The sequence below is a fragment of the Bacillus sp. FJAT-42315 genome (genome assembly GCF_002797375.1).
GTDB lineage: Bacteria > Bacillota > Bacilli > Bacillales > Domibacillaceae > Bacillus_CE.
In genome coordinates, this window is the sequence record NZ_KZ454941.1 from 2,932,118 (window position 1) to 2,955,031 (window position 22,914).

The 22,914-nt window shown below is 37.5% G+C and carries 22 protein-coding genes and 1 pseudogene; 6 read left to right on the forward strand and 17 right to left on the reverse strand.

All coding sequences use genetic code 11. The features are described 5' to 3' along the window. A partial coding sequence (gene mutY / locus CEF22_RS14510; protein ID WP_100404031.1) for an A/G-specific adenine glycosylase occupies nucleotides 1–1,021 on the reverse strand: 1,021 nt, incomplete at its 3' end. A gap of 79 nt (nucleotides 1,022–1,100) precedes the next feature. Here mutY and CEF22_RS14515 point away from each other — a divergent pair. Continuing rightward, nucleotides 1,101–2,087, forward strand: coding sequence for a metal-dependent hydrolase (locus tag CEF22_RS14515; protein WP_100403407.1), 987 nt, complete (start codon nucleotides 1,101–1,103; stop codon nucleotides 2,085–2,087). A 151-nt stretch (nucleotides 2,088–2,238) separates the two neighbouring features. On the opposite strand, the gene CEF22_RS14520 is transcribed toward CEF22_RS14515, so the two are convergent. Both CEF22_RS14520 and CEF22_RS14525 read right to left on the reverse strand, forming a co-directional pair. Further along, nucleotides 2,239–2,508 (reverse strand): YfhJ family protein, encoded by a 270-nt coding sequence (locus CEF22_RS14520; protein ID WP_100403408.1) that lies wholly within the window; start codon nucleotides 2,506–2,508, stop codon nucleotides 2,239–2,241. A gap of 10 nt (nucleotides 2,509–2,518) precedes the next feature. Further along, nucleotides 2,519–2,854, reverse strand: a complete 336-nt coding sequence (locus tag CEF22_RS14525) for a YfhH family protein (RefSeq protein WP_232726131.1) — start codon at nucleotides 2,852–2,854, stop codon at nucleotides 2,519–2,521. Nucleotides 2,855–2,917: 63 nt separating this feature from the next. On the opposite strand from CEF22_RS14525, the gene CEF22_RS14530 reads away from it, so the two are divergent. Then, nucleotides 2,918–3,598, forward strand: coding sequence for an SDR family NAD(P)-dependent oxidoreductase (locus tag CEF22_RS14530; protein WP_442857373.1), 681 nt, complete (start codon nucleotides 2,918–2,920; stop codon nucleotides 3,596–3,598). Here the strand turns inward: CEF22_RS14530 and recX are convergent. After that, nucleotides 3,595–4,389, reverse strand: coding sequence for a recombination regulator RecX (gene recX / locus CEF22_RS14535; protein ID WP_100403409.1), 795 nt, complete (start codon nucleotides 4,387–4,389; stop codon nucleotides 3,595–3,597). The two genes, CEF22_RS14530 and recX, sit on opposite strands and share 4 nt — an antisense overlap. A 90-nt stretch (nucleotides 4,390–4,479) precedes the next feature. Here recX and CEF22_RS14540 point away from each other — a divergent pair, with 90 nt between their 5' ends. Then, nucleotides 4,480–5,394: a TIGR01777 family oxidoreductase gene (locus CEF22_RS14540; protein WP_100403410.1), complete on the forward strand. Its 915-nt coding sequence runs from the start codon at nucleotides 4,480–4,482 to the stop codon at nucleotides 5,392–5,394. Between the two features lie 101 nt (nucleotides 5,395–5,495). On the opposite strand, the gene CEF22_RS14545 is transcribed toward CEF22_RS14540, so the two are convergent. The 11 genes from CEF22_RS14545 to CEF22_RS14595 form a co-directional block, all read right to left on the reverse strand. Then, nucleotides 5,496–7,670: an extracellular solute-binding protein gene (locus CEF22_RS14545; RefSeq protein ID WP_100403411.1), complete on the reverse strand. Its 2,175-nt coding sequence runs from the start codon at nucleotides 7,668–7,670 to the stop codon at nucleotides 5,496–5,498. Between the two features lie 89 nt (nucleotides 7,671–7,759). Next, nucleotides 7,760–8,542 carry an inositol monophosphatase family protein gene (locus tag CEF22_RS14550; RefSeq protein ID WP_100403412.1) on the reverse strand — a complete coding sequence of 261 codons (783 nt, stop codon included), beginning with the start codon at nucleotides 8,540–8,542 and terminating at the stop codon, nucleotides 7,760–7,762. 34 nt (nucleotides 8,543–8,576) lie between these two features. Further along, entirely contained in the window at nucleotides 8,577–9,407 is an 831-nt protein-coding gene (locus tag CEF22_RS14555; RefSeq protein WP_100403413.1) for a glycerophosphodiester phosphodiesterase family protein, read from the reverse strand. Between the two features lie 12 nt (nucleotides 9,408–9,419). Next, the gene (locus CEF22_RS14560) at nucleotides 9,420–11,135 is read right to left on the reverse strand and encodes an ABC transporter permease (RefSeq protein ID WP_100403414.1); all 1,716 of its coding nucleotides are present in this window, start codon (nucleotides 11,133–11,135) and stop codon (nucleotides 9,420–9,422) included. A gap of 10 nt (nucleotides 11,136–11,145) precedes the next feature. Continuing rightward, nucleotides 11,146–12,159 (reverse strand): ABC transporter ATP-binding protein, encoded by a 1,014-nt coding sequence (locus CEF22_RS14565; protein ID WP_100403415.1) that lies wholly within the window; start codon nucleotides 12,157–12,159, stop codon nucleotides 11,146–11,148. A 151-nt stretch (nucleotides 12,160–12,310) separates the two neighbouring features. Then, on the reverse strand, nucleotides 12,311–13,378 hold the full coding sequence (locus CEF22_RS14570; RefSeq protein WP_100403416.1) for an extracellular solute-binding protein: 1,068 nt from the start codon (nucleotides 13,376–13,378) through the stop codon (nucleotides 12,311–12,313). Between the two features lie 381 nt (nucleotides 13,379–13,759). Beyond that, nucleotides 13,760–15,031 carry a uracil/xanthine transporter gene (locus tag CEF22_RS14575; protein WP_100403417.1) on the reverse strand — a complete coding sequence of 424 codons (1,272 nt, stop codon included), beginning with the start codon at nucleotides 15,029–15,031 and terminating at the stop codon, nucleotides 13,760–13,762. A gap of 205 nt (nucleotides 15,032–15,236) precedes the next feature. After that, nucleotides 15,237–16,343: a mandelate racemase/muconate lactonizing enzyme family protein gene (locus CEF22_RS14580; protein WP_100403418.1), complete on the reverse strand. Its 1,107-nt coding sequence runs from the start codon at nucleotides 16,341–16,343 to the stop codon at nucleotides 15,237–15,239. A 20-nt stretch (nucleotides 16,344–16,363) separates the two neighbouring features. Beyond that, nucleotides 16,364–17,512, reverse strand: a complete 1,149-nt coding sequence (locus tag CEF22_RS14585; protein WP_100403419.1) for a M20 metallopeptidase family protein — start codon at nucleotides 17,510–17,512, stop codon at nucleotides 16,364–16,366. A 19-nt stretch (nucleotides 17,513–17,531) separates the two neighbouring features. Continuing rightward, the gene (locus CEF22_RS14590; RefSeq protein ID WP_100403420.1) at nucleotides 17,532–18,926 is read right to left on the reverse strand and encodes a YfcC family protein; all 1,395 of its coding nucleotides are present in this window, start codon (nucleotides 18,924–18,926) and stop codon (nucleotides 17,532–17,534) included. A gap of 194 nt (nucleotides 18,927–19,120) precedes the next feature. After that, entirely contained in the window at nucleotides 19,121–20,422 is a 1,302-nt protein-coding gene (locus CEF22_RS14595; RefSeq protein WP_100403421.1) for a hypothetical protein, read from the reverse strand. Between the two features lie 206 nt (nucleotides 20,423–20,628). Here CEF22_RS14595 and ucpA point away from each other — a divergent pair, with 206 nt between their 5' ends. Continuing rightward, a complete protein-coding gene (ucpA, locus tag CEF22_RS14600) occupies nucleotides 20,629–21,420 on the forward strand; it encodes an SDR family oxidoreductase UcpA (protein WP_100403422.1) in 792 nt (263 codons plus the stop codon). 81 nt (nucleotides 21,421–21,501) lie between these two features. Here the strand turns inward: ucpA and CEF22_RS14605 are convergent, their stop codons facing one another. Together CEF22_RS14605 and CEF22_RS14610 are read right to left on the reverse strand one after the other, a co-directional pair. Next, nucleotides 21,502–21,909, reverse strand: coding sequence for a hypothetical protein (locus CEF22_RS14605; protein ID WP_100403423.1), 408 nt, complete (start codon nucleotides 21,907–21,909; stop codon nucleotides 21,502–21,504). Continuing rightward, nucleotides 21,902–22,234 carry a DUF3916 domain-containing protein gene (locus CEF22_RS14610; protein WP_100403424.1) on the reverse strand — a complete coding sequence of 111 codons (333 nt, stop codon included), beginning with the start codon at nucleotides 22,232–22,234 and terminating at the stop codon, nucleotides 21,902–21,904. Before CEF22_RS14610 ends, CEF22_RS14605 begins: the two co-directional genes overlap by 8 nt. Nucleotides 22,235–22,408: 174 nt before the next feature. Here CEF22_RS14610 and CEF22_RS14615 point away from each other — a divergent pair, with 174 nt between their 5' ends. Beyond that, nucleotides 22,409–22,753, forward strand: coding sequence for a DUF3885 domain-containing protein (locus CEF22_RS14615; RefSeq protein ID WP_100403425.1), 345 nt, complete (start codon nucleotides 22,409–22,411; stop codon nucleotides 22,751–22,753). Between the two features lie 15 nt (nucleotides 22,754–22,768). After that, nucleotides 22,769–22,837: pseudogene (locus CEF22_RS18585) on the forward strand (CPCC family cysteine-rich protein); the annotation flags it as partial. Between the last annotated feature and the right edge of the window lie 77 nt (nucleotides 22,838–22,914).

Sequence of the window (22,914 nt, forward strand, 5' to 3'; positions counted from 1 at the left end):
TCACCCATTGACTATTTTCTTTAGTGACGGGTGATTTTTTGATCTTTCCATAATACACATCAATATTCCATGTTAAATGAGAAAAAACATGCTGGATTTTCGCAATCGATTCCGCTTGCAACTCAACATCTATGCCATATTCTTGACGGAAAAATAACTCAAGCTCCATTTTCGGATTTCCGGCTCCGCTTAACTCGACGTTCGGAAATTCCCATAAATTAGCAAGCAATCCTGTCTCCGGCCGCTTTTGAATTAGAGCATCTCCTTCGTCTGTTTCAATCACAGCCGCCCCTAGGTGAACATGCCTCATGTTTTTCTTTTTTGTTTTCACAGGCAGCTCTTGCTGGACTCCTTCATGGAACGCATGGCAATGATCGCGGACGGGACAAAGAAGACAAGAAGGTGAAGTCGGGGTACAAATTAACGCACCAAGCTCCATTAAAGCTTGATTAAACGAAGAGGGATCTTCTTTAGAAATCAACTGCCGTACCGCTTCTTCAAATATCTTTCTCGAAGAAGCTTTCGCAATATCGTCCCAAATCGATAAAATACGTGAGATCACCCTCATTACATTGCCATCGACAGCGGGCTCCGGTACACCGTAAGCAATGCTTAAAATCGCGCCACTAGTGTAAGGGCCTACTCCTTTTAACGAAGAAATTTCTTCTTTCGTGTTTGGCACTTTCCCACCATATTGCTCTTTGACTTCACGCACCGCTGTTTGCAAATTACGCACACGCGAATAATAGCCGAGTCCTTCCCATGCTTTTAACACCGCTTCTTCTTCCGCATCCGCCAACGCTTCAATCGTTGGAAACTTACCAACAAAGTTATTAAAGTAAGGAATTACTGTATCGACCCGCGTTTGCTGCAGCATAATTTCCGACACCCATACTTTGTAAGGGTCCTGATCTTTCCTCCACGGCAAGTCTCTCTTTTCAGCTTCATACCACGAGATTAAATCATGTTGAAATTGTTCAATATCTACATTTGATAATGATTTTAATGATGGAAAATTCACAATTAACCTCCGAAAATGTTAAAATAAAGATAAGAAAGATACCATTTTATTTGCATCCTACTATAAGGAGGTACCTTGTTTGGATACTGGAACTCATATTGTCATGGGATTTGCCTTAGGAGGCTTGTCTACCCTTGATCCTGTCGTTGCTGTTGACCCGGTGACAAAATATGCCGTATTAACAGCCGTCGTCATCGGCTCTCAAGCCCCTGATATAGATACCATATTAAAGCTTAGAAATAACGCTGTCTACATTCGAAATCACCGAGGAGCGACTCACTCCATTCCAGCTGTGCTCCTATGGCCAGCCCTGATTGTAGCTGTGCTCTCCTTCTTCATGCCAGAAAGCAACCTATTGCATTTATGGCTATGGACACAATTAGCCGTCTTTCTGCATGTCTTTGTTGATATCTTTAACGCTTATGGCACCCAAGCACTCAGACCTTTTTCTTCTAAATGGCTCGCTTTAGGCGTGATTAATACGTTTGATCCTTTTATTTTTTCCGTCCATGTCATTGGACTTGTTCTTTGGGCGATTGGGTTCCACCCGGGATACACTTTTATCACGATCTATCTCGTATTGATCGGATACTATATATTACGCTTTCAAATGCAAGGAGCTGTGCGAAATGCCGTACATCGATTAATTCCCGATGCAGAAGAAGTAATTATCGCACCAACGATTCGCTTTAACCTTTGGAGAATTGCCGTGAAAACACCGACTCACTTTTATGTTGCCAGAGGGTATCGTCGCTCCGTTACGATTCTTGATAAATACAAACGAGTACCAATACCAGATAGCCCACTTTTTCAAGCGGCGAAGCAAGATCCAAACTTGGATGCATTTCTCCACTTCTCCCCAGTCTATCGCTGGGAAGTCGCTGAATATGACGACTGCTACGAGGTTAAATTTATCGACCTTCGTTACCGAAACAATGGCTACTATCCATTCGTCGCCGTTGTTCAGCTTGACCTTGATTATCAAATTGTTGGGTCCTACACTGGCTGGATTTTCAGCGAAGAAAAACTGAGAAAAAAATTAGAATTTGTTCCTGGATCGAATTAAGGGGAGCCTGCACAGAAGTTGTGCAGGCTTTTTTGCTGACTTTTCTACGATTTTCGAGAAATCATCAAGCGGATCTACTGAATCATGTGCAATTTTTACTGAGTGACCACTTTCCCCTCACCAATAGCAAAAAACCTGCCACAGCAGGTTTTTAATGTTTCACATCTTGCTCGTCATTAAGTAGATGTTTGTATTTTTCATAGCGGCCGGCAAATTCATGAAGACGGCTACCGTAGTTTTCGATCCATTGGCGGACGACTTTCTCGGTCATTTCTTTTCCTTGGTAGTCATGACCAGCCTTGGCATAAGTAACTTCGAAGTCTTCCCAAAGCAACTCGACCCAAGTTCTCGCTCGGGCATGAGATAAACGATCATTTTTATCGAGTAACATCGTCGTCAATCTTTCAAATATTTCTTCCATTGCTTTCACCTCAATTTTCTAATCGTTCTGTTTCTTTCAACATCGAGATCGGCAACCCTTCTTCTTTCCCGTTCCCATCCAAACGATACCCCCAAGCGAACACACCATTCATATAATCAATTTTAAAATAGCTTCCTGGTGCACCGATAATTTCATACATTTTCCCTGGTTCAAAATCGTCTGGGTTCATTAAATACGCTTGGGCCATGACCGCTTTTCTCTCAAGAACAGCAAATTCATTGACGATCCCTAACTGTTCCGCTTTTCTTGCTTTTTCTTTTAAACGTGAAATTTCTTGCTTTAACTCGAATTCTGTCATCTCACTGTAACGTTTTTCTGCTTCCACTAGTTGCAACCCCTTTTTTCCTTAAGTATATTAAAAGAACAAGATATTAGAAAGTCTGAAAGGATGAAACAATTGAAAAACTGTGTAATTACTGGCGGCGGCTCTGGCCTTGGTAAAGAATTAGCATTGATTTATAGTCAAAAAGGGTATCATGTTCATATTATTGGCCGCTACGCGGAAAAATTAGCGGCAGTCAAACAAGAAATAGAATCTACAGAAGGACTAGCTTCCGTTTATCAATTGGATTTGCGAAATCCTGCAGAAATTGAACGTTTGGCACAACACTTTCAGACGAGTGCAAAAAAAGTCGAATTTCTCATTAATAATGCTGGCATCGGAATATTTGGACCTTTTGAAGAAATTGATCCCGATGATCTCGAAACAACTTTTGAAACAAATGTGTACGCCCCGATTATGATGACAAAAGCCTTTTTGCCATTAATGAGTGAAAATGGACGAGTGATCAATATTATTTCGACAGCCGGCCTACGTGGAAAGAAAAATGAAGCGATTTACAGTGCTAGTAAATTTGCGTTGCGTGGATTCACCCAAAGTATGCAACAAGAATTTGCAGACAGCAGCATCAAATTTGTGGCCGCTTATATGGGTGGCATGAACACACCGTTTTGGGAGCACTCCACTCATATTACGGATGCATCCCGTCTAAAGAAGGCAGCCGAAGTCGCACAGAAAATTGTCGTGGAAGCAGCAGAAAAAACCGAAATCATGATCGAATCTAATTAATCCTGTTCTAGCCGCTCCATCGCCTTTTCAATGTCACTAATAGCAAAGCCTTTCCGATAAAGCGACTGCTTCATCTTTTGCCTATACTCACCGCCTGTGTATTTACTATACTTGCGGTGGGCTTTTTCTACTTGATACATTAACGCTTCCTGTTGCTCTTCATCCTCGCTTGCCTGCTCAGCAACCACCGCCTCTTGAATGACGTCCCAGCCATAACCTTTTCTCATTAAAGCTTGTTCTATTTTCTGCTTTTGAATAACGAATGATTCTTTTCTATATTTTTTTCGATACTTCTCAGCGAGAGCCGTCGCTTTTTCAAGTTGACTACTGAAATCAAACGATGAAAGCACCTCTTCTATCCATTTTTCTTGTATCCCCTTCTCCTTTAGCTCACGTCGGATCACGCCTGGACCTTTATCAGTCGTATTAATTTGTGTGTTCACGTAAGCTTTAGCAAATTGAGCATCGTCTAAATAACTCAGTCGATGAAGCGAACGGATAACTTCTTCAATTGCTTCAAGCTCGATCTCTTTTTTCTGTAAGTAATCGCGTACCTCCTTCTCTGATCTCATTCGAATCGATAAAAAGTGAATCGCTGTATTTAGCCCTTTTTGAATACCATCTTGGTGAGCAATTACATCGATCTCATCCTTGCTCAACTCCATCCCCTTTTTCAACTGAAAGCGAATGAATACTGATTCATCCACACTAAAAGCGTACTCTTCGTTTAAAAAAATATTGTAGCGGTCCTTCCGCTTTTCCTGTTGAGATATTTTCGTAATAATAACCATATGATCACCTCTTCCTTCACTTTAACACATCGAAAATGTTTTATAAGACCATGAACAGGTAAAATAGAAAGAAAATAGGGGGGGAATAACATGAAGGTAGCGATTGCTGGAGGAACCGGGTTTGTCGGTAAAGCATTAACAGCTGAGCTATTGAAAAATGGATATGATGTCTACATCTTAACACGGAATACGAACGGAAAAACCAACACAGAGCATAAAAAATACGTTAAATGGATGACCGCTGATGCAACACCAGAACATGACCTGCAAGACGTCAAAGTGTTCATTAATTTAGCAGGTGAATCATTAAATAGCGGACGGTGGACGAAGGAAAGAAAGCAGCGAATTTTGGATAGCCGGATTTCTTCCACGACCGAAATGATCCGCATTATGAAACAGCTTCCAAATAAGCCAGAAGTATTTGTCAATGCCAGCGCAATTGGCTATTACCCTATTTCAAACACCGAAACATTTACTGAAGCATCCAAAACTGTCGGCACCGGCTTTCTCGCTCATACCGTGAAGCTTTGGGAAGAGACCGCTCAACAAGCAGAAGAGATCGGAATTCGAACCGTTCTTACTCGCTTCGGTGTCATTCTCGGGAAAGAAGATGGGGCTCTTCCACGCATGGCTTTGCCTTATCAGCTATTCGCCGGAGGAAAAATCGGATCAGGTAAACAATGGATGTCGTGGATTCATCTTACCGACGTGGCCAGAGCGATTTTATTTGCCATTGAAAACAAAGATATTCACGGTCCTCTTAATGTTACTGCTCCAACGCCAAAAATGATGGATCAACTAGGAAGATCACTCGCCAAAACACTCCATCGACCACATTGGCTATTCGTTCCAAGTATCGCTTTAAAAATCATCCTCGGTGAAATGAGCACACTCGTCCTAGATGGACAAAAAGTTCTCCCGGAAAAATTACTCACTCACCAGTTTACGTTTCGATTTCCTGATATCGATGCCGCGCTACAAGATATTTACACAAAAAAGGGCTGACATCAAAGTCAGCCCTAACCTATACTTTTTCCCAATGCACAAATAATTCTAATCCGATCAAGAACAGCGATTCGAAAAACTGTGATTTTAAATCCATTCAATCAAAGTTGAGTAATCAATTCTTCATTTTTCATCGCAAGTTCTTCATTGATTAACTCTACATAACAATCAAAATCAGGGTCTCCCTCCTCTAGCATTTTAAGTATATACTTTCCAATTATTTCTTCCGCTTGCTTGATATCTATACTTTGTCCGTTTTCAAACGTATTTTCTCGTTTTCCATTCATAATGGTCTGTTTCGCTTTATTTAGCCAAGGATACATCGTATGTACGACTGAACTATTAGCTAGGAAATCACTTGCTGTGTTTCCACCCAATAAAGTGATTTGCTCTGAAATTTCATTGCTATTTAGCCAATTAAAAAATTCGATACTTTCATTTAAGTTAGTTGTTTTTTTCGTTATCCCTAAAATACCTCCACCTAATAAAGGAATATCTCCAGGTACATTTGCAATTCCAATAGAGTCTTTAATATTACTTTGAGAGACAACAGATAAGTGGTTCATAAATCCTATTACCATTGCAGATTTTCCAGCTACAAAGGCTTTCACTTCTTCTCCCCACCAATTCGTGTCGACAACTTTAGAATTTCGATAATTTTCATATAATAATTTCATCGCAGCTTTTGCAATGTCCGTATCTAATTTTATTTCAGATTGATTAAGCAGGGTCCCTTTAAGAGAATAGTATCGAAGTAAATATTCTGCAGCGATGGTGCCTGCATTCCCCGTTATCATTGAAGCTCCATGGACTTCTTTTAATAAATCAAAATCACTTTCATTAAAAAACTTCAAGATTTCATTATACGTATCAAAATTCGTCGGCATCTTCAATTCTGTTTTCGTTTTCTCAAAATATTTCCTTTTTACAATCTCGTCCCCAAATATATCCTTTCGATAGAATAACATCTGGATACTTATATCAAATGGTAGAGCATAGGTTACATCATTAATATTCGCATAATAGTCTTTTAAGAAATACGGTAAATGATCTAATACGCGATCTAGCTTTTTATCTAAGCCTTGTAATTGTTTAAAGATCTTTTGACCATACCAAGATAACCCTACAACATCTAAACGTATAATGTCATAGCTCTTCCATTTATCATCATCTTTAATAATATCAAATATTTCATTCGTCTTTTTTATATCTAAGTTGACATGAATATTAGTGTTCTTTTCAAAGTGCGGAATAATTTTCATTAATGCTTTAGTCGTTGGTGATTCGATTGTTAGCATGTTAATTTGCGAATCATATTTCTGGAAGTTAACACCTTTGTCTAAAAACCCAATATTTTGATATGTTTTTGAGTGGCTTTTATCTTTTAAATTAATATTAAGAACGATTTTCTTAACAACGTTTTCTCCCGCATATCCGTAATCTTGAAAATAGTAAAGAATTTCATTGCTATATGTATTTTTAAAGGGTGCCAAAGCGATTAATTTAGGTAACGGTTTGGTTGATCCATAATGATAAGCCTTTACTAGCTTAACTGCTTTCGAAACATTTGTAGTAATGATGCAATCAAAGGACGTATCTCGCACTAATTCGAAGGCATGTTCATACTCATGCGCCATATTCGACTGAGAGATTATTATATTTTTATGATTTACTTGATTCAAAAGGGTTGAAATAAAGTCACTTTCATTTGAATATTTATCTTCATCTGTAAAAACACCAATCGTATTCACATTCAAATGATTGATATAATCTGCAACGTCCGTACCTGCTCGCTTGAAATCAAACGAGATGAACTCTAAAGCGTTTTTTACATGACGATTTAAAAAAATAATGTCACTTTTATTAACGGGAAGTTGATCATAGTATTCATCAGCATTCTCTAAAGAGGAAACTGTAATAATACCTGAAGGCCTTTCTTTAATGATTTCTTTAATGATTTCCAATTCTTTAATTGGATTGTCATATGTGCAATATAATTTAATTTGATAATCTCTGGAAGTTGCTTCTCTTAAGGCACTTTCATAAAATGCAGCATACTCACCGAAAGAAATCGTTGGTAAAATAATAATAATGGTTTGGCTTTTACCTGAGCGTAATAACTTAGCATTATTGTTGAGATTATATCCTAATTCTTCAGCAGTTTTCAGAACAAGTTCCATTTTTTTAGAACTTACATTCCCTTTACCATTTAACACATTTGAAACCGTTCCGTGCGATACACCGGCTGCTTTCGCAATATCTAATATCGTTACCATCTTTTCCACTCCTAAAAAACGAAAAGGTTGTCTTGATTTTAGCAAACATCACTGTTTTTTTGTAATATTTGATAAAAACATACATAAAATTAACAATTCCATCCTTTTAGAATATTTAATAGCTCACTATAGGCTCCCTTATTAGAGAGTACCCAATCTCCGCAATCTAAATAATGTAACTCACTACCATCAAAATGAGAAACTTTCAAACCTAACTCTTTGGCAAAAACAAGTTGGGCCGCTAAATCCCAAGGGCCGGCTTTTGATGTTACGAAAGCCGCAAACTTACCATTGATGACATGGATGCTATCAATACCTCCACAACCAAAATAGCGAATATCAAAAGATTCCTCTGCTAACCTTCCAAAACATTCTTTTCCATACCACTCTCGAACATCAGCTGAAATAAGCCCTTCTCGTAACGGAATCTCTTCAGGCGGTAATAATTTTTGATCGTTTAAAAAAGCCCCTTTATTTTCAATTGCATAATATAAATCGTCATTCATAACATCAAATATATAACCTAACTTTCCAACATCACCTTCATAATAAGCAACCAAAATACAAAAATGATCTTGTTGTTTTACAAAATTTGCTGTACCGTCAATTGGATCAATGATCCACACATGCTCCCTATCATCGCTTATCTTCAATTCTGGAGATTCTTCTCCGACAATCAAATGAGTCGGATATGCTTCGGTAATTTTTTGAATAAAAAAATCTTGAACTTTTTTATCGATATCCGTCACTAGATCCTTATGATTTAACTTTGTTTCAATCGCTAAATCTTCAGATAAAGAACGTTTAATCATTGGAACTATTTCGTTTAACCATGCTACAATTTGCGAATGTACTTTTTGTAAGTCTTCCATGTTACCTCCTCTTTTCCCGTCAAAAAGCTTACCATTACTTAGTAAGCTTAAATTTTTCTCTAAAATGATGTAAAGGACTTGGCCAATCTGTTTGAATCATATCGGCACCTTTATCGACAAGCTTCTGCCATCCATATTCAGGTCCTTTTATAATCGAAGTATCGTCATCAAATCCTGCGTATAAAATAATATCTTCATCCAATTTGATCGCATTTATCCAAACTAATAAATCTTTCTCTTTTATACTATTAATAGTTTCATCTTGAAAAAGTGGACTATTAGCATCCTTAGCAATTATCTCCATAGCGACGGTATTAATATTTTTGTATGCTTTAACCTCCTTAATTTCTGATAACTTTTTAATAATCGGCATATATAAATATTTCACAGGATGTCTCTCTAACCTATCTAAATAGCTTTTGTTAACTGGGGATTTCAATAGTATTTGATTTTGCATATCAAATTGATCCAGATAAGGAAGTAGTGTATCCCAGTATTCCCAAGAACGATCTAAATTTAAGAGAATGTCTCCTTTAAATGTATTCAATACATCTTCCAATTTCTCAACTTTATAATTGACAACATAGCCGTTATTATTTCGATAATTAAGGGCATCAATTTCTGTTGAATCCATTGTTTTAATGTTACGATCTTGACCTAAAAGTCTTTTTTCATTCCCATCATGAAAAACATAAAACTTTCCATCTGTCGAACGAACAAGATCAATTTCTAAAATATCCGTGTTAGATTGAACTGCTGCATAAAAAGCTGGAATCGTATTTTCAACAATATTTCCCATACTACTGCCTCTATGAGTTGCTATTAAAAATGGATGTTGTTTAAGTTTCTCATGGATGATATTCATATTAGACCTCTTTTATAATATATTTTTATTTTTACTTCCTTTACCATAAACAAAGTAAATAACGACTGCAGATATCACCATCAAAATAACAGAATAGACAAAATTCATTGCTTTCGCATCAATGGAGGCAGTAGGATCTGTATTATTTCGAATGACAATACCTAGTGGTTGATACAATGGATGATATAAAAATACAGTTAAATCATAATCTGCTAATTTACTATTAAAGTTTAATGCGAGTATAGCTAAAGCTGTTGGTAATACGATAGGTACGATGACACGAATAAATGTATAAAAAGGACTCGCCCCTAAATTTTTTGCTGCATCCTCAAGCGAACTATCGAATGAATAATAAGCAGCCTTCAAAATTCTCAAAGTAAACGGAGTTGTTTCAAGCACATATGCGATTAACAACAAACTTAATGTACCTGTTAACACAATATTCCCCATAATAGGCATTGGTTTATCATAGGTCATAATTAAACCTAATGCCATTAAAGTACCAGGTATTAACCATGGAATATGGAGTAAATACTCTAAAGATGTTGTTAACTTATTATTATATTTATGGATTAAGCGAGCAATAAATAGCATGGCGGCAACACTTATAATTGCAGTTAATCCAGCATAGATGATACTGATAATAAATGGTTCATACGATGAAGCATCAGTTAAAATTTTCTTGTAATTTTCTAATGTAAAATGGCTCCACGATAGTGTTCCTGTACTAATGCTATATGTATCGGTGAATGAGAAAATAATGACCGCTGTGATTGGTAACACATAAATCACAAACAGAACATATGCAAAAAAGTGGACAATGATGTTAGCAACCTTATTTTCAATTTTTTGCTTTACTATCTTCGTTTTTACTTTTGATACTGACATATAAAAACCTTTTTTCTCTGATCTCGTAACTACATAAAGCAAAGCAATTTGTGTAACTCCCAAAAAGATTGCTAACAATGCGGCAAGATCTCTTGAACCCATACTATTTGCAAACGAAAGTATCATTGGACTGATTGTTTGAAAATCTTTTCCACCTATGATTAATGGGGCAGACATGGCACCAAGTCCAGTTGCAAATAATAATACAGATAAAGTTGCTAAAACTGGCTTTAATACAGGAAAAACAATATTAACCAAAATCGTCCAAGGAGAAGCTCCCATATTTTTTGCTGCTTCAATCGTTTGATAATCAATATTTTTCATCGCATTTGAAAGAAAAATAATGTGATTCGTCGTACAAGCAAAAGTCATCACAAACACAACTGCAGGATAACCGATAAACCAATCTGGATTCATATGAGGAAAGAGTTTCACTAATAATGTCGTCAAAAACCCTGAACTTCCATAAATAAATTGATAACCAAAAACTAAGATGATTCCACCATAAATCAGCGTAGTGAAATAACCGAGCCTTAATATTTTCGCACCTTTAATGTCGAAATAATCTGTGACTAATACTAAGAAAACCCCAATAATGTTCACAGTAACCACTAATGTAATCCCTAATATAAAGCTATTAATTAAACTTTTCATTGCTCTTTCAGATGAGAATAACTTTTGAAAAGGCTCTAAAGAAAAGGAACCATCTTGAAAGAATGTCATATAAAGAATATTTGTATTTGGAAGAATGAGAAATGCGGCAATGAACCATGTGAGTATAATCCCCACAAACCAAAGGTATAACTTATTATGAACATGAGAATTTAAAAATTTATTCATTCTTATTCTCCTAATATTGAAGTATGTCTTTTGGATTAATAAATAATGTTACATCGTCACCTTCAGAATATCGAAAGTTGCCATCTTCTTTCTCAATATTGATAAGAGTAGAACCCATTACTTCGTATTTATACTGAGAGTATATGCCATAAAATTCTTTCGACACTACCTTTGCCTGAAATGCAACAGATTGATGATCACGATCTAGTACTTTCGTTTTTATCTTTTCTGTTCGGATATAATATTTTTGATCAAGATTCAATTTGATACCTGATTTTCTTGAGGTTTCTCCTATTATTTCTTTGCTCAGTGCATTGGCATCACCTATAAAGTTACACACAAACTCTGTTTTGGATTGATTGTAAATATCCTCAGGAGTACCTACTTGCTCAACAACTCCATTATTAAAAACCGCTACACGATCTGACAATGTTAAAGCTTCTTCTTGATCATGCGTCACATAAACCGTTGTGATACCTTGTTCTAGTTGCAATTTTTTTAGTTCTTTTCTTAGTTGTTTCCTTAACTTTGCATCCAAGTTTGACAGTGGTTCATCTAAAACGATGATCTTTGGAGCAAGCGCCAATGCTCTTGCTATCGCCACACGTTGTTGTTGTCCTCCTGATAATGCTGAAACATTTTTCTTAAGTTGTTCATCGGTTAAATCTACAACTCTTGCTAATTCTTCTACCCGTTTATTTATTGCTTCTTTTTTATACTTTTGAACCTTTAATCCAAAAGCGATGTTGTCATAAACGGACATTGTTGGAAATAAGGCATAGCTTTGAAAAACCATTCCAATTTGTCTTTTTTCAATCGGCATATTTGTAATGTCTTCCCCATCAACAATGATTCTTCCTTTAGTAGGAGTAAGAAAGCCTACTAATGTTCGTAAGGTTGTTGTTTTCCCGCAACCAGATGGTCCTAGAAACGTAAAGAATTCACCTTCTTTTATATCTAAATTTAAGTTTTGTATCGCAACAAACTCGTCAAATTTCACTTGTATATCTTGAAATCTAATCACATGCCATCCTCCTTCATAATGAAAACCGTCAAACCCTTTTGGGTTTCGACGGTTTATACCTTCTTCTTACTAGGGGGAGTAAGAAAAAAGTTCTACAACTTCAAACTACCTTCCTTGATTAACCATAAGACTATTCAACACACTTTTATAATTAGAATATCTCTAATTCAATTTTCTCTACCCAATCGTCAATATGCTCAGCGATGAACTTGTAATCCATTTCTTGAACCGTTGTAATTTCACCAATTTGTTTCATTCTGTCTGGTGCTTTTTCAACTGCTTTTGTATTTACAGGTAAAGAACCAAATTGTTCAGCCCAAGAACCTTGAATTTCTGCACTGCCAAACCAATTCATGAACTCTTCTGCTACTAGAGTATCTTGATCTTTCCCTTTATTAATGATTCCTATTTGCTCAACTGTTGTTGGTACACCAATTTCTGGTGAAACAATACCAGCTTCAAAACCAAATTCCTCTTCAATTCCAGGCAAACCACTTGAATAAATGAAAGAAATCGGCACTTTTCCTGAAGCAAGGTTTGCATTAGCATCTTCACCTTCTGGCGTTTTATATCCATTGTCAAAGAACAACTCTATTTCTTTCCACCCATCTCCAGATATACCCAACTCACCATTTTCATCTAAATGTCTCATTAACATTCCGTATACTACTGAGCGATTTGTCCCTCCACCTAAGTTAATAGGAACATGATATTTCCCTTTAAATTCTTCATTTTCAATTAAGTCTGTCCAATCTTTAGGAGCCGTTTCTTCTGTATAAACATCTTTGTTATAAATCATAAAAATTCTTTGTTCTACTAGTGGATGATAGAAGTTGGCATTATCGATTGAATTTTCCGGAGTTTCAGCAGTCCATTCTGGTTCAAACGGAACCAGTAAATCATTTGACTTTAATGTTTCAAAATTCATTTGATTTAATCCAAAAACAACATCCGCCAAAGGATTGTTCTTTTCAGAAACTAAACGGTTTAAAAGATCTCCACCACCAGCTTCAACTAGCTCGAGATCAAAACCTGCTTCAGCAGCTTTTTCAGTTAACCAATCTCCACGTCCATCAGATAAGGAGTTCGAATAAATAACAAGAGATTTTTTTTCATCTTTTGAATCTGTTTCCGCTGAATTATTACCCATACAACCAGCTAAAATACTTGCTACTAACATAAATGCCATTAAGAGTAGAAATGATTTTTTTGCTTGCATTATTTTTCTCCTTTTCAAGATACATTATTTGGTATCGAAAAATTCGATCAAGACGAAACATAGTTTATTGAATCTCTACACTTTACTGTTTTTATGCCCCCCTCTCTTTTTTTGGAACGTGTCAATTTCTATTGCAATTTCATTATATTTAGGCAATAAAGCATCGTCAATAAGATTTACAGTTGTTTAACGTCAGCTTTACAAACTTTATATTTTCCTTTTCAATCTTAAAACTAAGGTGAAATTTTGAAAAACTATCCTGATATTTTACTCCCAACCATGCATGAAAATTTTTTCACACAATAAAAAGCTGCTTCAACACCATTAATTTCTAGATGTTAAAGCAACCAAAAAAGGGCTGACATCAAAGTCAGCCCTAACCTATACCTTTTCCCAACGCACAAATAATTCTAATCCAATCGATAGCAGCACACCGACCATGAGTCCGTTTGAAATTAACGGCTGTAAAAAGATCGGCAAAGTGCTGAAAATGGCCGGATCAATCGTCATTAAACTAATCCCTACTAATACAGGAACGGCAATTCGAAAAATGGTGTTCGAATTGAATTCCGTCCCTTGCAAAGACTTTAAAGCCGTTCCAAACAGCTGTAAATAAGCGATAAATAAAACGGCATTCCCTACCGTAATTGGTAGCGTGGCAAAGAAATCACCGGCTGCCGGAATCAAGCCGAGCACACTAAAAAATACCCCACCAATAATAAACGGACGTCGATCAAAAATGCGCGTACTTTCAAGAAAGCCGAGTGAAGAAGCAAATGGAGCGTATGGAACAAGCCCTAAAGGAGCCGTCAAAACCGTATAAATACCCGTTAAAGACAAAGAACGATTAAATTGCTTATTAGTCGGTTCTTCTTTATAAAACGAGCTCGCCGCTTGAATAGCCGTAACCGTATTGCTCATATTCAGCAAACACGCGACAAACGTCGTAATAATAATCCCCCACTCTAAATTGGGCTGACCTAAAGGAAAGAGTGAAAAGGCCGCGTTCTCACTCGAAGGCATCGCCTCTACTGGAAACAACAAACGATACAAGACCCAGCCCGTTACAATCCCGATCAAAATCGAGAAATTGCTCAGCACTTCTTTTCCTTTCACTTTTAACACTCCAACTAGCACAGCAATAGCGATAGAAAATAAACTGACTGGAATATCTAAACCACCGCTAGGAGTTAGCTTCAGCATTCCACCAAAGAAAATGATCACTAGTTGAATCGCTAACAAAAATAAATAGACACTCATAACCATCGGAGTGAAAATTTTATTGAGCCAAGGAACTAATCCTAGTCCTCCCATCACAACCATCAGCAAACCAGCAGCGATTATTCCTGTTGCCATTGCCCCGCCAATCGTCTGTAAATCCATATTGAGAGCGGCAGCCGACGCACTAATGTTTAAAAATAATCCCCACATCAAGCCTGAATGCCCTTCCATTAACGGATAGCGATGCCCCCAGACCCCTTGTAGCACACAAGCGATACCAGTGACAATGAGCGAACTCTTTAATGTCATCGCAATTTCCGCCGCCGATAAATCAAATGCCGTTCCAATCGACACCGGCACAACAATCGTATTTGCAAAAATAAAAAAGAACCATTGCAAAGACGCGACTCCTGTTTTTAAGTGAGCATTCATTTCGTTACCAACCTCTTTCTTAAGACCACCATTTAAAAAAGCTGAAATCATTTTAACATAGATACTTTACTTTCGTTAGCATAGATTCATGTATAGCCCTATTGTTCATTAATAAATAGGAGATAATACATATAGGCATTAAGTCTAATTTTTCTTTGAAAAATAAAAAGGCTCTTTGAGAAAAAACTCAAAGAACCTTCAGGACTTATTGAACTTCACAGGAAAAACATGTAATCTCTTTCACGAAATCTTCATCCACTTCAATGCCAAGCCCTGGTTGATCACTGAGTTGAAGAACATCTCCTTTAAAAGTTACTTTTGCCACATCTTTTGAAAACATTTGCGGACCGACCATTTCATTTGTTTCGATAATAGACTTAGCCATGGCGAGGTGAGCACCAGCCATTGTACCAATCGCTGACTCTACCATCGAGCCGATTTGACATGGCATATCCGCCGCATCCGCTAAATTAGCTAACGCTAAAGCTGGATAAATGCCGCCAGATTTCATCAGCTTAATGTTGAGCATATCAGCTGCTCTCATCTCGATGACGTCTACTAAATCGTGAATGTTATGCACACCTTCATCTACCATAATGCTCGCAGGAGAAACGGATCTTATTTCCTTCATCGATTTTAAATCATGCGCTTTGACAGGTTGTTCATACCAATCCACGTCACAGTCAACCGTTTCACGAATCACTTTCAACGCTTCAATTCGACTCCACCCTTGGTTAGCATCGACTCTTAATTGAACATTCGCACCAATCGCCTTTCTCACTGCTTGAATCCGTTGAATGTCTACCTTAGCATTCGTTCCTACTTTAATTTTGATATTGCGACAACCCGCGGCCACATAGTTGCGCGCATCCTCTGCCATAACGGCAGGATCTTTAATACTGATTACTTGAGGAACTTGTAATTCCTCATGGGCTTTTCCGCCAATTAACTGATAGACAGGTTGTCCTGTCATTTTCCCCATTAAATCATATAATGCGATATCTAAAGCGGCCTTTGCCGAAGGAACCTCTGAGACTGTTTCATTAAACTTTCTATGGATACGATCGATAGAGAATGGACTTTCATTGATTAATAGTGGAGCTAATTCATTTTGAATCACTTGATACGTGCTTTCCCATGTTTCTCCGGTCACAATCGGATCTGGCACAGCCTCTCCCCAACCAACTAGGCCGTTTTCTGTTTCTACTCGTGTCAGAACGGTTGGCATATCATCTAACCGAAGATAAGAGATAATAAACGGCTCTTTCAATGGTAAACGAGCAGCAAATACATCTATTTTTTTAATTTTCATGTGATGAACAGGCTCCTTCATTAATTATAATTTTTGACAATATCAATAAATAATTTAATAGCATCTGGAATGACGTCTTCATCAATATCGAATCGAGGATGGTGGTGTGGATACGCACTTTTTTCCCCACCCATGCCGACAAAAATAAACGCTCCTGGCTTTTGCTGCAAATAATAGGAGAAATCCTCCCCTCCCATTACCGGCTCAATTAACTCAAATACGTCCTCACCAAATGACTCACGAATAACAGATTCAACAAACTGCGATTCTTTCGGATGATTCACAAGCGGTGGTGTACCATAGATAAAGTCAATATGAGCCTTTGCACCAAATGCGTAACAAATCCCTTCTGTAAGTTGGACTGTTTGCTCCTGAATCGTCTTCACTGCTCTCGGAGTTAATGCTCGAATCGTTCCAATCAATTTCGCTGTGTTCGGAATAATGTTATAGGTCGATCCTGCTTCAATTTTCCCAACGGTGATCACACCAGCATCAATAGGATTCAGCTTACGACTGACAATACTTTGCAAAGATTGAATGACGTGAGTAGCTACATAAATGGGATCGACTGTCTCATGCGGCATGGATCCATGACCACCAGAACCTTCAATCACTATTTCAAAGTCATCAATTGAGGCCATCATCGGCCCATGAGTCAGACCAATTTTTCCTTTTTCAAGCCCTTGCCATAAATGCAACCCAAAGATCACATCAATATGATCTAACACCCCTTGCTTGACGAGTGCGTCTGCTCCACTAGGAGTAATTTCTTCAGCTGATTGAAAAATAAGCACAACATTTGGTTCAATTTCTTTTCTATGATTAGACAGCCACTCCGCCACGGCAAGCAACACCGCTGTATGTCCATCATGCCCACACATATGAGCAACTCCAGGACGCTTGGAAATATACGGTTGATCCCCTTCCTCCGTGATCGCCAAAGCATCTATATCTGCTCGTAAAGCAATCGTCTTATCACCTTTTGTTCCTTTTATAAAACCAACCACACTAGGCGGCTGATAATCTAATAGTTCGATATTTAAGGATTCTAATCGCTTGCGAATGAATGCATTTGTTTCATACTCTTCTCCGGATAATTCAGGATATTGATGAAAATGACGTCGATCTTCAATCGCTTGTTTAATTAAATGATCATCGACAATAGTCACAAAAAAACCTCCTCTTCATTTAAAACGGACCAAACTGAATCAACTGAGCAATAATTAGTGCAATGACAGCAATCGTAATTTGAATGAGGAAAAACGGAAAAAACCATTTGACCCATTTCCCCCACGGAATACCTGCGACCGCTAGTGCTGCCATAAAATATCCGCTTGTCGGGAAGATGATATTCGAAATCCCATCTCCAAATTGATAAGCAAGAACTGCTGTTTGTCTCGTCACGCCGATCATATCCGATAATGGTGCTAATATCGGCATCGTTAAAGCCGCTTGTCCACTTCCTGATGGAACAAGAAAGTTTAAACCTAATTGGAAGAAAAACATACCAACAGCTGACAATACAGCTGGAAACGAATCTAATGCATTCGCTGAATAGTAAAGAATCGTATCCATAATTCCTGTCGTATTAAAGATCACTAAAATCGTCTGTGCTAAACCGATAATTAATGCTCCCCCGATTAAATCTCCTGCTCCTTTAATAAAGTTATCAGCAATTTGCGACGGCGATAATTTGCCGATAAAACCCATGATCACTCCAAATAATAAGAACAAACCAGCAATTTCAGGAATATACCATCCGTATTGAATGACACCATATATAAGGATGAGGAAATTGAATAAAAACGTAATCATCACCCATTTGTGACGCGTTTCCATCTTGCCATGAGAGTTTAGTAACTGCTCTTTGTTCACATGTTCATATTTTCCGTAAAAGCCCAAAGACGGATCTTTCTTCACTTTACCTGCATAATGATACACATACATAACAGCCGCTACATACATGACAATGAATAAAATAAGGCGAAAACCGAGTCCTGAAAATGTCGGTAACTCAGCAATTCCTTGAGCAATTCCGACTGTAAATGGGTTCATCACCGCAGACGTAAATCCAACAGATGCCCCGATAATGACAATCGCAAAACCAGTAATGGCATCAAATCCTAGTGCAATGGCTAACGGAACGAGAACGCCGACATAAACGATCGTTTCATCTGACATCCCCATTAAAGAGCCACCAGCCGCAAAAAATAACATTAACACCGGAATAATGAGCTTTTCTCGATTGCCCATCTTGCGTGAGATCATTGCAATAAAAGCATCTAGTGCGCCTGTCGCAGCTAAAATCCCAAACGCTCCCCCAACAATTAAGACAAAGAAAATCGTGTTGGCTCCTTGGACCATCCCACCATGAACACTGCTGAATATATCTAAAAACCCGAGCGGATTTCCGTCTATAAATTGAAATGTCTCTGGTTGAACAATACTTCGCCCATCAACCTCTGCTCGTTCAAATTGCCCAGCTGGAACAAAATGAGTTAACACAGCGGACAAAACAATTAAACAAAAGATTAAAACATACACATTCAAACTTTTTGGCTTTTTTTCGTTCTTTACACTCATACGACTCTCCTCCTTACATTAAAATTATGTCGTTATATAGTCGTTAATTGGTTAGATTATACCCGACTGAATAAATAATAGTCAATGGTATTTTTTAAATATTTAATTAATTTATTGTTATACATAAAAATGGATTTAATTTCATAAATGATACAACATAAATGAAATTAAATCCACTACAATGAGTAATTATTCTATTGAAAGGGTAAATCTAGCCGATAAATTGATCGAGGACGACCATTTTGGAAAGGCTGCTCTTCCCCAATAATATGCAAATAACCAGCCTCTAAAAATTTCTTTAATAAGCGTTCCGCCGACCGCTTACTTACCTCAAAATATTCAGAAACATCACTAGCTGTAAATCGATTCATGGGACGCGAAGCAACAAATTGCGCCATTTTTATTACATTCGTAACGCTCATTTTTAACTCTTTTGCTAATTGAACAACTGCTTCATTTTCGCTTTTTAAAACAGACACAGTGGGTGACTTTTTCTGCGGATTGATGACTGTTTGTTCTTCTGTCACAATATGAATCGTATTTTCAGCTTCTTGCTTCTCAGAATAATTGAGAGCAATATGAGCATTCCGTTCTGCTTCTACGATAGTTAAACCAAACCCCAAACCGATGCTCACGGTTTGTTCTTGCTTTTCTACATCTTCATAAAGAGAGTGTAAGAAATCCATATTCTTTACTAAAAACTCCATACTCCCTTTCGTGCCATACAAAACAAAAAAATCCGATGTAGATTGTTGAAGCGTACAATTTATTTGTTTCGCTACACTCATTAGCCGTTGATAAATATGTGAGTTCGTTTTCTTTTCAGTGGATGACTCTAGCTTCACTAACCCAATCGCCACTTGCGCTTGTTGACTTTGCTGTAATTCACCGAGCATTTTTGCTTCTTTCAATGCCTCTATAATATTTCGTTCAGGCTCAACCATTTGAATACATGGAATATTTTCTTGCTTCAATTGATCAGACACCGCATGAATACTCGTGATGATTAAGTCCACTTTTCCACGATTCCAAAGATCGCGATGCCTTGCTAAAATATCAGTCACTTGGAAATCCTTATCTACATTTTCTATCATCCATGGATAGTCTTGTATATACAATGCTTCTGGCATCATGTTTAATTGTTTGACCACACTGTCCACATACTTCCGATCAGGTAAATCAATAGACAAGCGGTTGATGCTCGCTTGCTGGCCATACAAAAGAGATAACAACGTTAACGAAACACTCAATTCATTATCGACAACGTAAATAGATGGTCGATCAAACAAATGGAAGAATTTTTTACAATAATAGTAGGGGATAATACCAGAAAATAAATACACATCGCAATAGGTCGCCTCCCGTATGAGTTGCTCCGTTTCACGAGGGGCTTTATACACATAAGGAATAATTTCGATTCCTTCTACATAACGTTCTAACTTTTTCACCAATTTCACCATTTCTTCTGGACCAAACAAAGCTACCTTGATAGACATACGAATTTCCCCCCTTAACACAATAAGGAACGTTCTATTTTTTAACTCTCATTATACCACGTCATTCTCAATATTTCCCACATAGTGCAATCAAACAACTTATAAAAAACACCTTACTAAAAACAGGTATAAATGCCCCTTTTTATTTGAATATATTTTCTATCATTGTATAATATTAGTGAAATCACAAAAGGAGGATGTTCACAATGAGAAAAATGGATGGAAAAGTAGCGATTGTTACAGGGGCAGCTATGGGAAATGGACAAGGGATCGCAAAAATTCTTGCTAAACATGGGGCAACGACGATCCTAGCTGATATTTCTGATCAAGTATTTGCAACAGCTGAACAAATGAAACAAGAGGGACTTGACGTACATGCCGTTCAAATGAATGTAACCGACAACGACAGTGTCAAACAAGCCGTTGCTACCATCGTGGACAAGTTCGACAAAATTGATGCGTTAGTAAATAATGCCGGGGTTGTACGCTTAGCTAACTTCCTTGATATGAGCGATGAAACGCGTGATTTTCAATTTAAAGTCAATATTGAAGGCGTTTGGAACGTCACGAAAGCTGTGCTTCCGTTTATGAAGGAGAAAAAGTACGGTCGAATTGTCAACCTATCCTCTGTCACCGGGACAATGGTCGCTGATGAAGGAGAAACTGCTTACGCTACAACGAAAGCCGCTCTTTTAGGCTTTACTAAATCATTGGCTCGCGAAGCTGCGAATGATCATATCACAGTCAATGCGATTTTACCAGGCTATATCATGACGCCAATGGCTGAACAAATTGCTCAAGAATCCAATCCATCCAATCCTCAACAAGTCATTGACGGCATCGCCAGCGGTGTTCCACTAGGTCGCCTCGGAAAAATCGAAGAAGTCGGCGAACTAGCAGCATTTCTGGCATCCGATGAATCCAGCTACATAACAGGCACACAAATTGTTATCGACGGTGGCAGTACGTTACCTGAAACCGTATCTGTTGGTGTGTAGATAGATGAAAAAGAAGCCTGCTCTTGTTCACTAGGGAGAGCAGGCTTCTTTAACTTTTCAACTATATCAATTTGTAGTCTTTCAAAACTCTTCATAAGAACCGCCTGGCAAAGAAATAACAAGCAAGCCTTGCTCTCCTTGTAATTGCCAGCCTTCAAACATACTACTATCGTGAAATAATTCTAAAAATAGACCTTCTTCCAGTTCAAGTACAAAATCCGAAGTATTCTCATAGTGTTGAACAGAAACAATTTTCTTTCCTTTAATCTGTTTTTCTAATGATTCACGTAACACGAATCGAGACCATTGTTTACAGTCCGAATATCCCATTATAATCTGATTCATATCTCGTAACCGCCAAGGACATTCGATGATTAACACACCTTTTTCAAAAAACACTCCTAACGGCAATCCGGCTTCCGATTTCACTTCGGTCACTTTCTGTCCAACAAAGTAGCTAAAATCGATATCACTTAATTTTTTATACACTTGACTTTAGTTCCCCTATAAACCAAATTTCATTCTCAATTATTTCTCCATCTTCCTCCGTTATCTCTTCTCTAATTCCTAGAACATCCATAGCATCGGGTATAGCCACTCCCCATTCGCTTTCGATATTGCTTTCTTTCGATAATTGCAGCCATTTTTGGTGATATGTATTCCTCTCAAAAAAATCTTCAAAATAACGATCACCAGCAAAAATAATAATTTGAGAATTCCACAAATCAACGGGAAAATTCGTTGTTTGTTCTATAATTCTATTGACCATCCCTTTCGTTTTACGCTTCAATCCTCTCACTTTTTTAACTCGCATATTCATACTCCTATCATTTTCAATATTTCAATATAGTATCCAAGCAATTGTTCAATTTAATTTTTGCAACAGAGATCATTCTCCTCTATTCTAATAGAAACATATATTCATTGAAATTATAGGAGAACCTCAGATGTCAAACAAGCTAGATTCATTTATGACCGAACACTTTAGATGAAATTACAGCATAAAGTCTTTGCAGAGGAGGACGAGGAGGATATCGTGACACATCGATTTATTTTACCCTGTAAAAAGAGCGATATTCGATACCATCAGCTTTTATCAGCTATCGGTTACGAAGATTTCCCACACCCGACACGCATCTTAAACAATTACGACCGGGCCGGCTATAACATTTACTTTGTCAATATCACTAGGAAGTTCATTTATCACCTGTATGATGATCGTGGTTGTGATGTGATCGCATCTAATAAAGAAAATTTGCGTCCACTTTACGAAGAACGAAATGCTTGGATCTTGGATTATGACCGTGAACAGATTGATAAACTATTTAAATAGAGAATAGGTGGCTGTATGAAATATACTTGTCCTTGTTGTGGATATAAAACATTAGAAGAAGAACCACCAGGTACGTATGATATATCTGACAACTCCCCACGACTAAAGTCAGGGGGTTCTGAGAGATAGTGCAGATTTACTGCACTATCCATACTTCTTAG

Bases quoted from the DNA above. Each gene is read 5' to 3' on its own strand.
- CEF22_RS14520 (WP_100403408.1), bottom strand. From the start codon at position 2,508: ATGGAAGAAATATTTGAAAGATTGACGACGATGTTACTCGATAAAAAT.
- CEF22_RS14530 (WP_442857373.1), top strand. From the start codon at position 2,918: ATGAAACAATTGAAAAACTGTGTAATTACTGGCGGCGGCTCTGGCCTT.
- recX (WP_100403409.1), bottom strand. From the start codon at position 4,389: ATGGTTATTATTACGAAAATATCTCAACAGGAAAAGCGGAAGGACCGC.
- CEF22_RS14540 (WP_100403410.1), top strand. From the start codon at position 4,480: ATGAAGGTAGCGATTGCTGGAGGAACCGGGTTTGTCGGTAAAGCATTA.
- CEF22_RS14545 (WP_100403411.1), bottom strand. From the start codon at position 7,670: ATGGTAACGATATTAGATATTGCGAAAGCAGCCGGTGTATCGCACGGA.
- CEF22_RS14550 (WP_100403412.1), bottom strand. From the start codon at position 8,542: ATGGAAGACTTACAAAAAGTACATTCGCAAATTGTAGCATGGTTAAAC.
- CEF22_RS14555 (WP_100403413.1), bottom strand. From the start codon at position 9,407: ATGAATATCATCCATGAGAAACTTAAACAACATCCATTTTTAATAGCA.
- CEF22_RS14560 (WP_100403414.1), bottom strand. From the start codon at position 11,135: ATGAATAAATTTTTAAATTCTCATGTTCATAATAAGTTATACCTTTGG.
- CEF22_RS14570 (WP_100403416.1), bottom strand. From the start codon at position 13,378: ATGCAAGCAAAAAAATCATTTCTACTCTTAATGGCATTTATGTTAGTA.
- CEF22_RS14575 (WP_100403417.1), bottom strand. From the start codon at position 15,031: ATGAATGCTCACTTAAAAACAGGAGTCGCGTCTTTGCAATGGTTCTTT.
- CEF22_RS14580 (WP_100403418.1), bottom strand. From the start codon at position 16,343: ATGAAAATTAAAAAAATAGATGTATTTGCTGCTCGTTTACCATTGAAA.
- CEF22_RS14590 (WP_100403420.1), bottom strand. From the start codon at position 18,926: ATGAGTGTAAAGAACGAAAAAAAGCCAAAAAGTTTGAATGTGTATGTT.
- CEF22_RS14595 (WP_100403421.1), bottom strand. From the start codon at position 20,422: ATGTCTATCAAGGTAGCTTTGTTTGGTCCAGAAGAAATGGTGAAATTG.
- ucpA (WP_100403422.1), top strand. From the start codon at position 20,629: ATGAGAAAAATGGATGGAAAAGTAGCGATTGTTACAGGGGCAGCTATG.
- CEF22_RS14610 (WP_100403424.1), bottom strand. From the start codon at position 22,234: ATGCGAGTTAAAAAAGTGAGAGGATTGAAGCGTAAAACGAAAGGGATG.
- CEF22_RS14615 (WP_100403425.1), top strand. From the start codon at position 22,409: ATGAAATTACAGCATAAAGTCTTTGCAGAGGAGGACGAGGAGGATATC.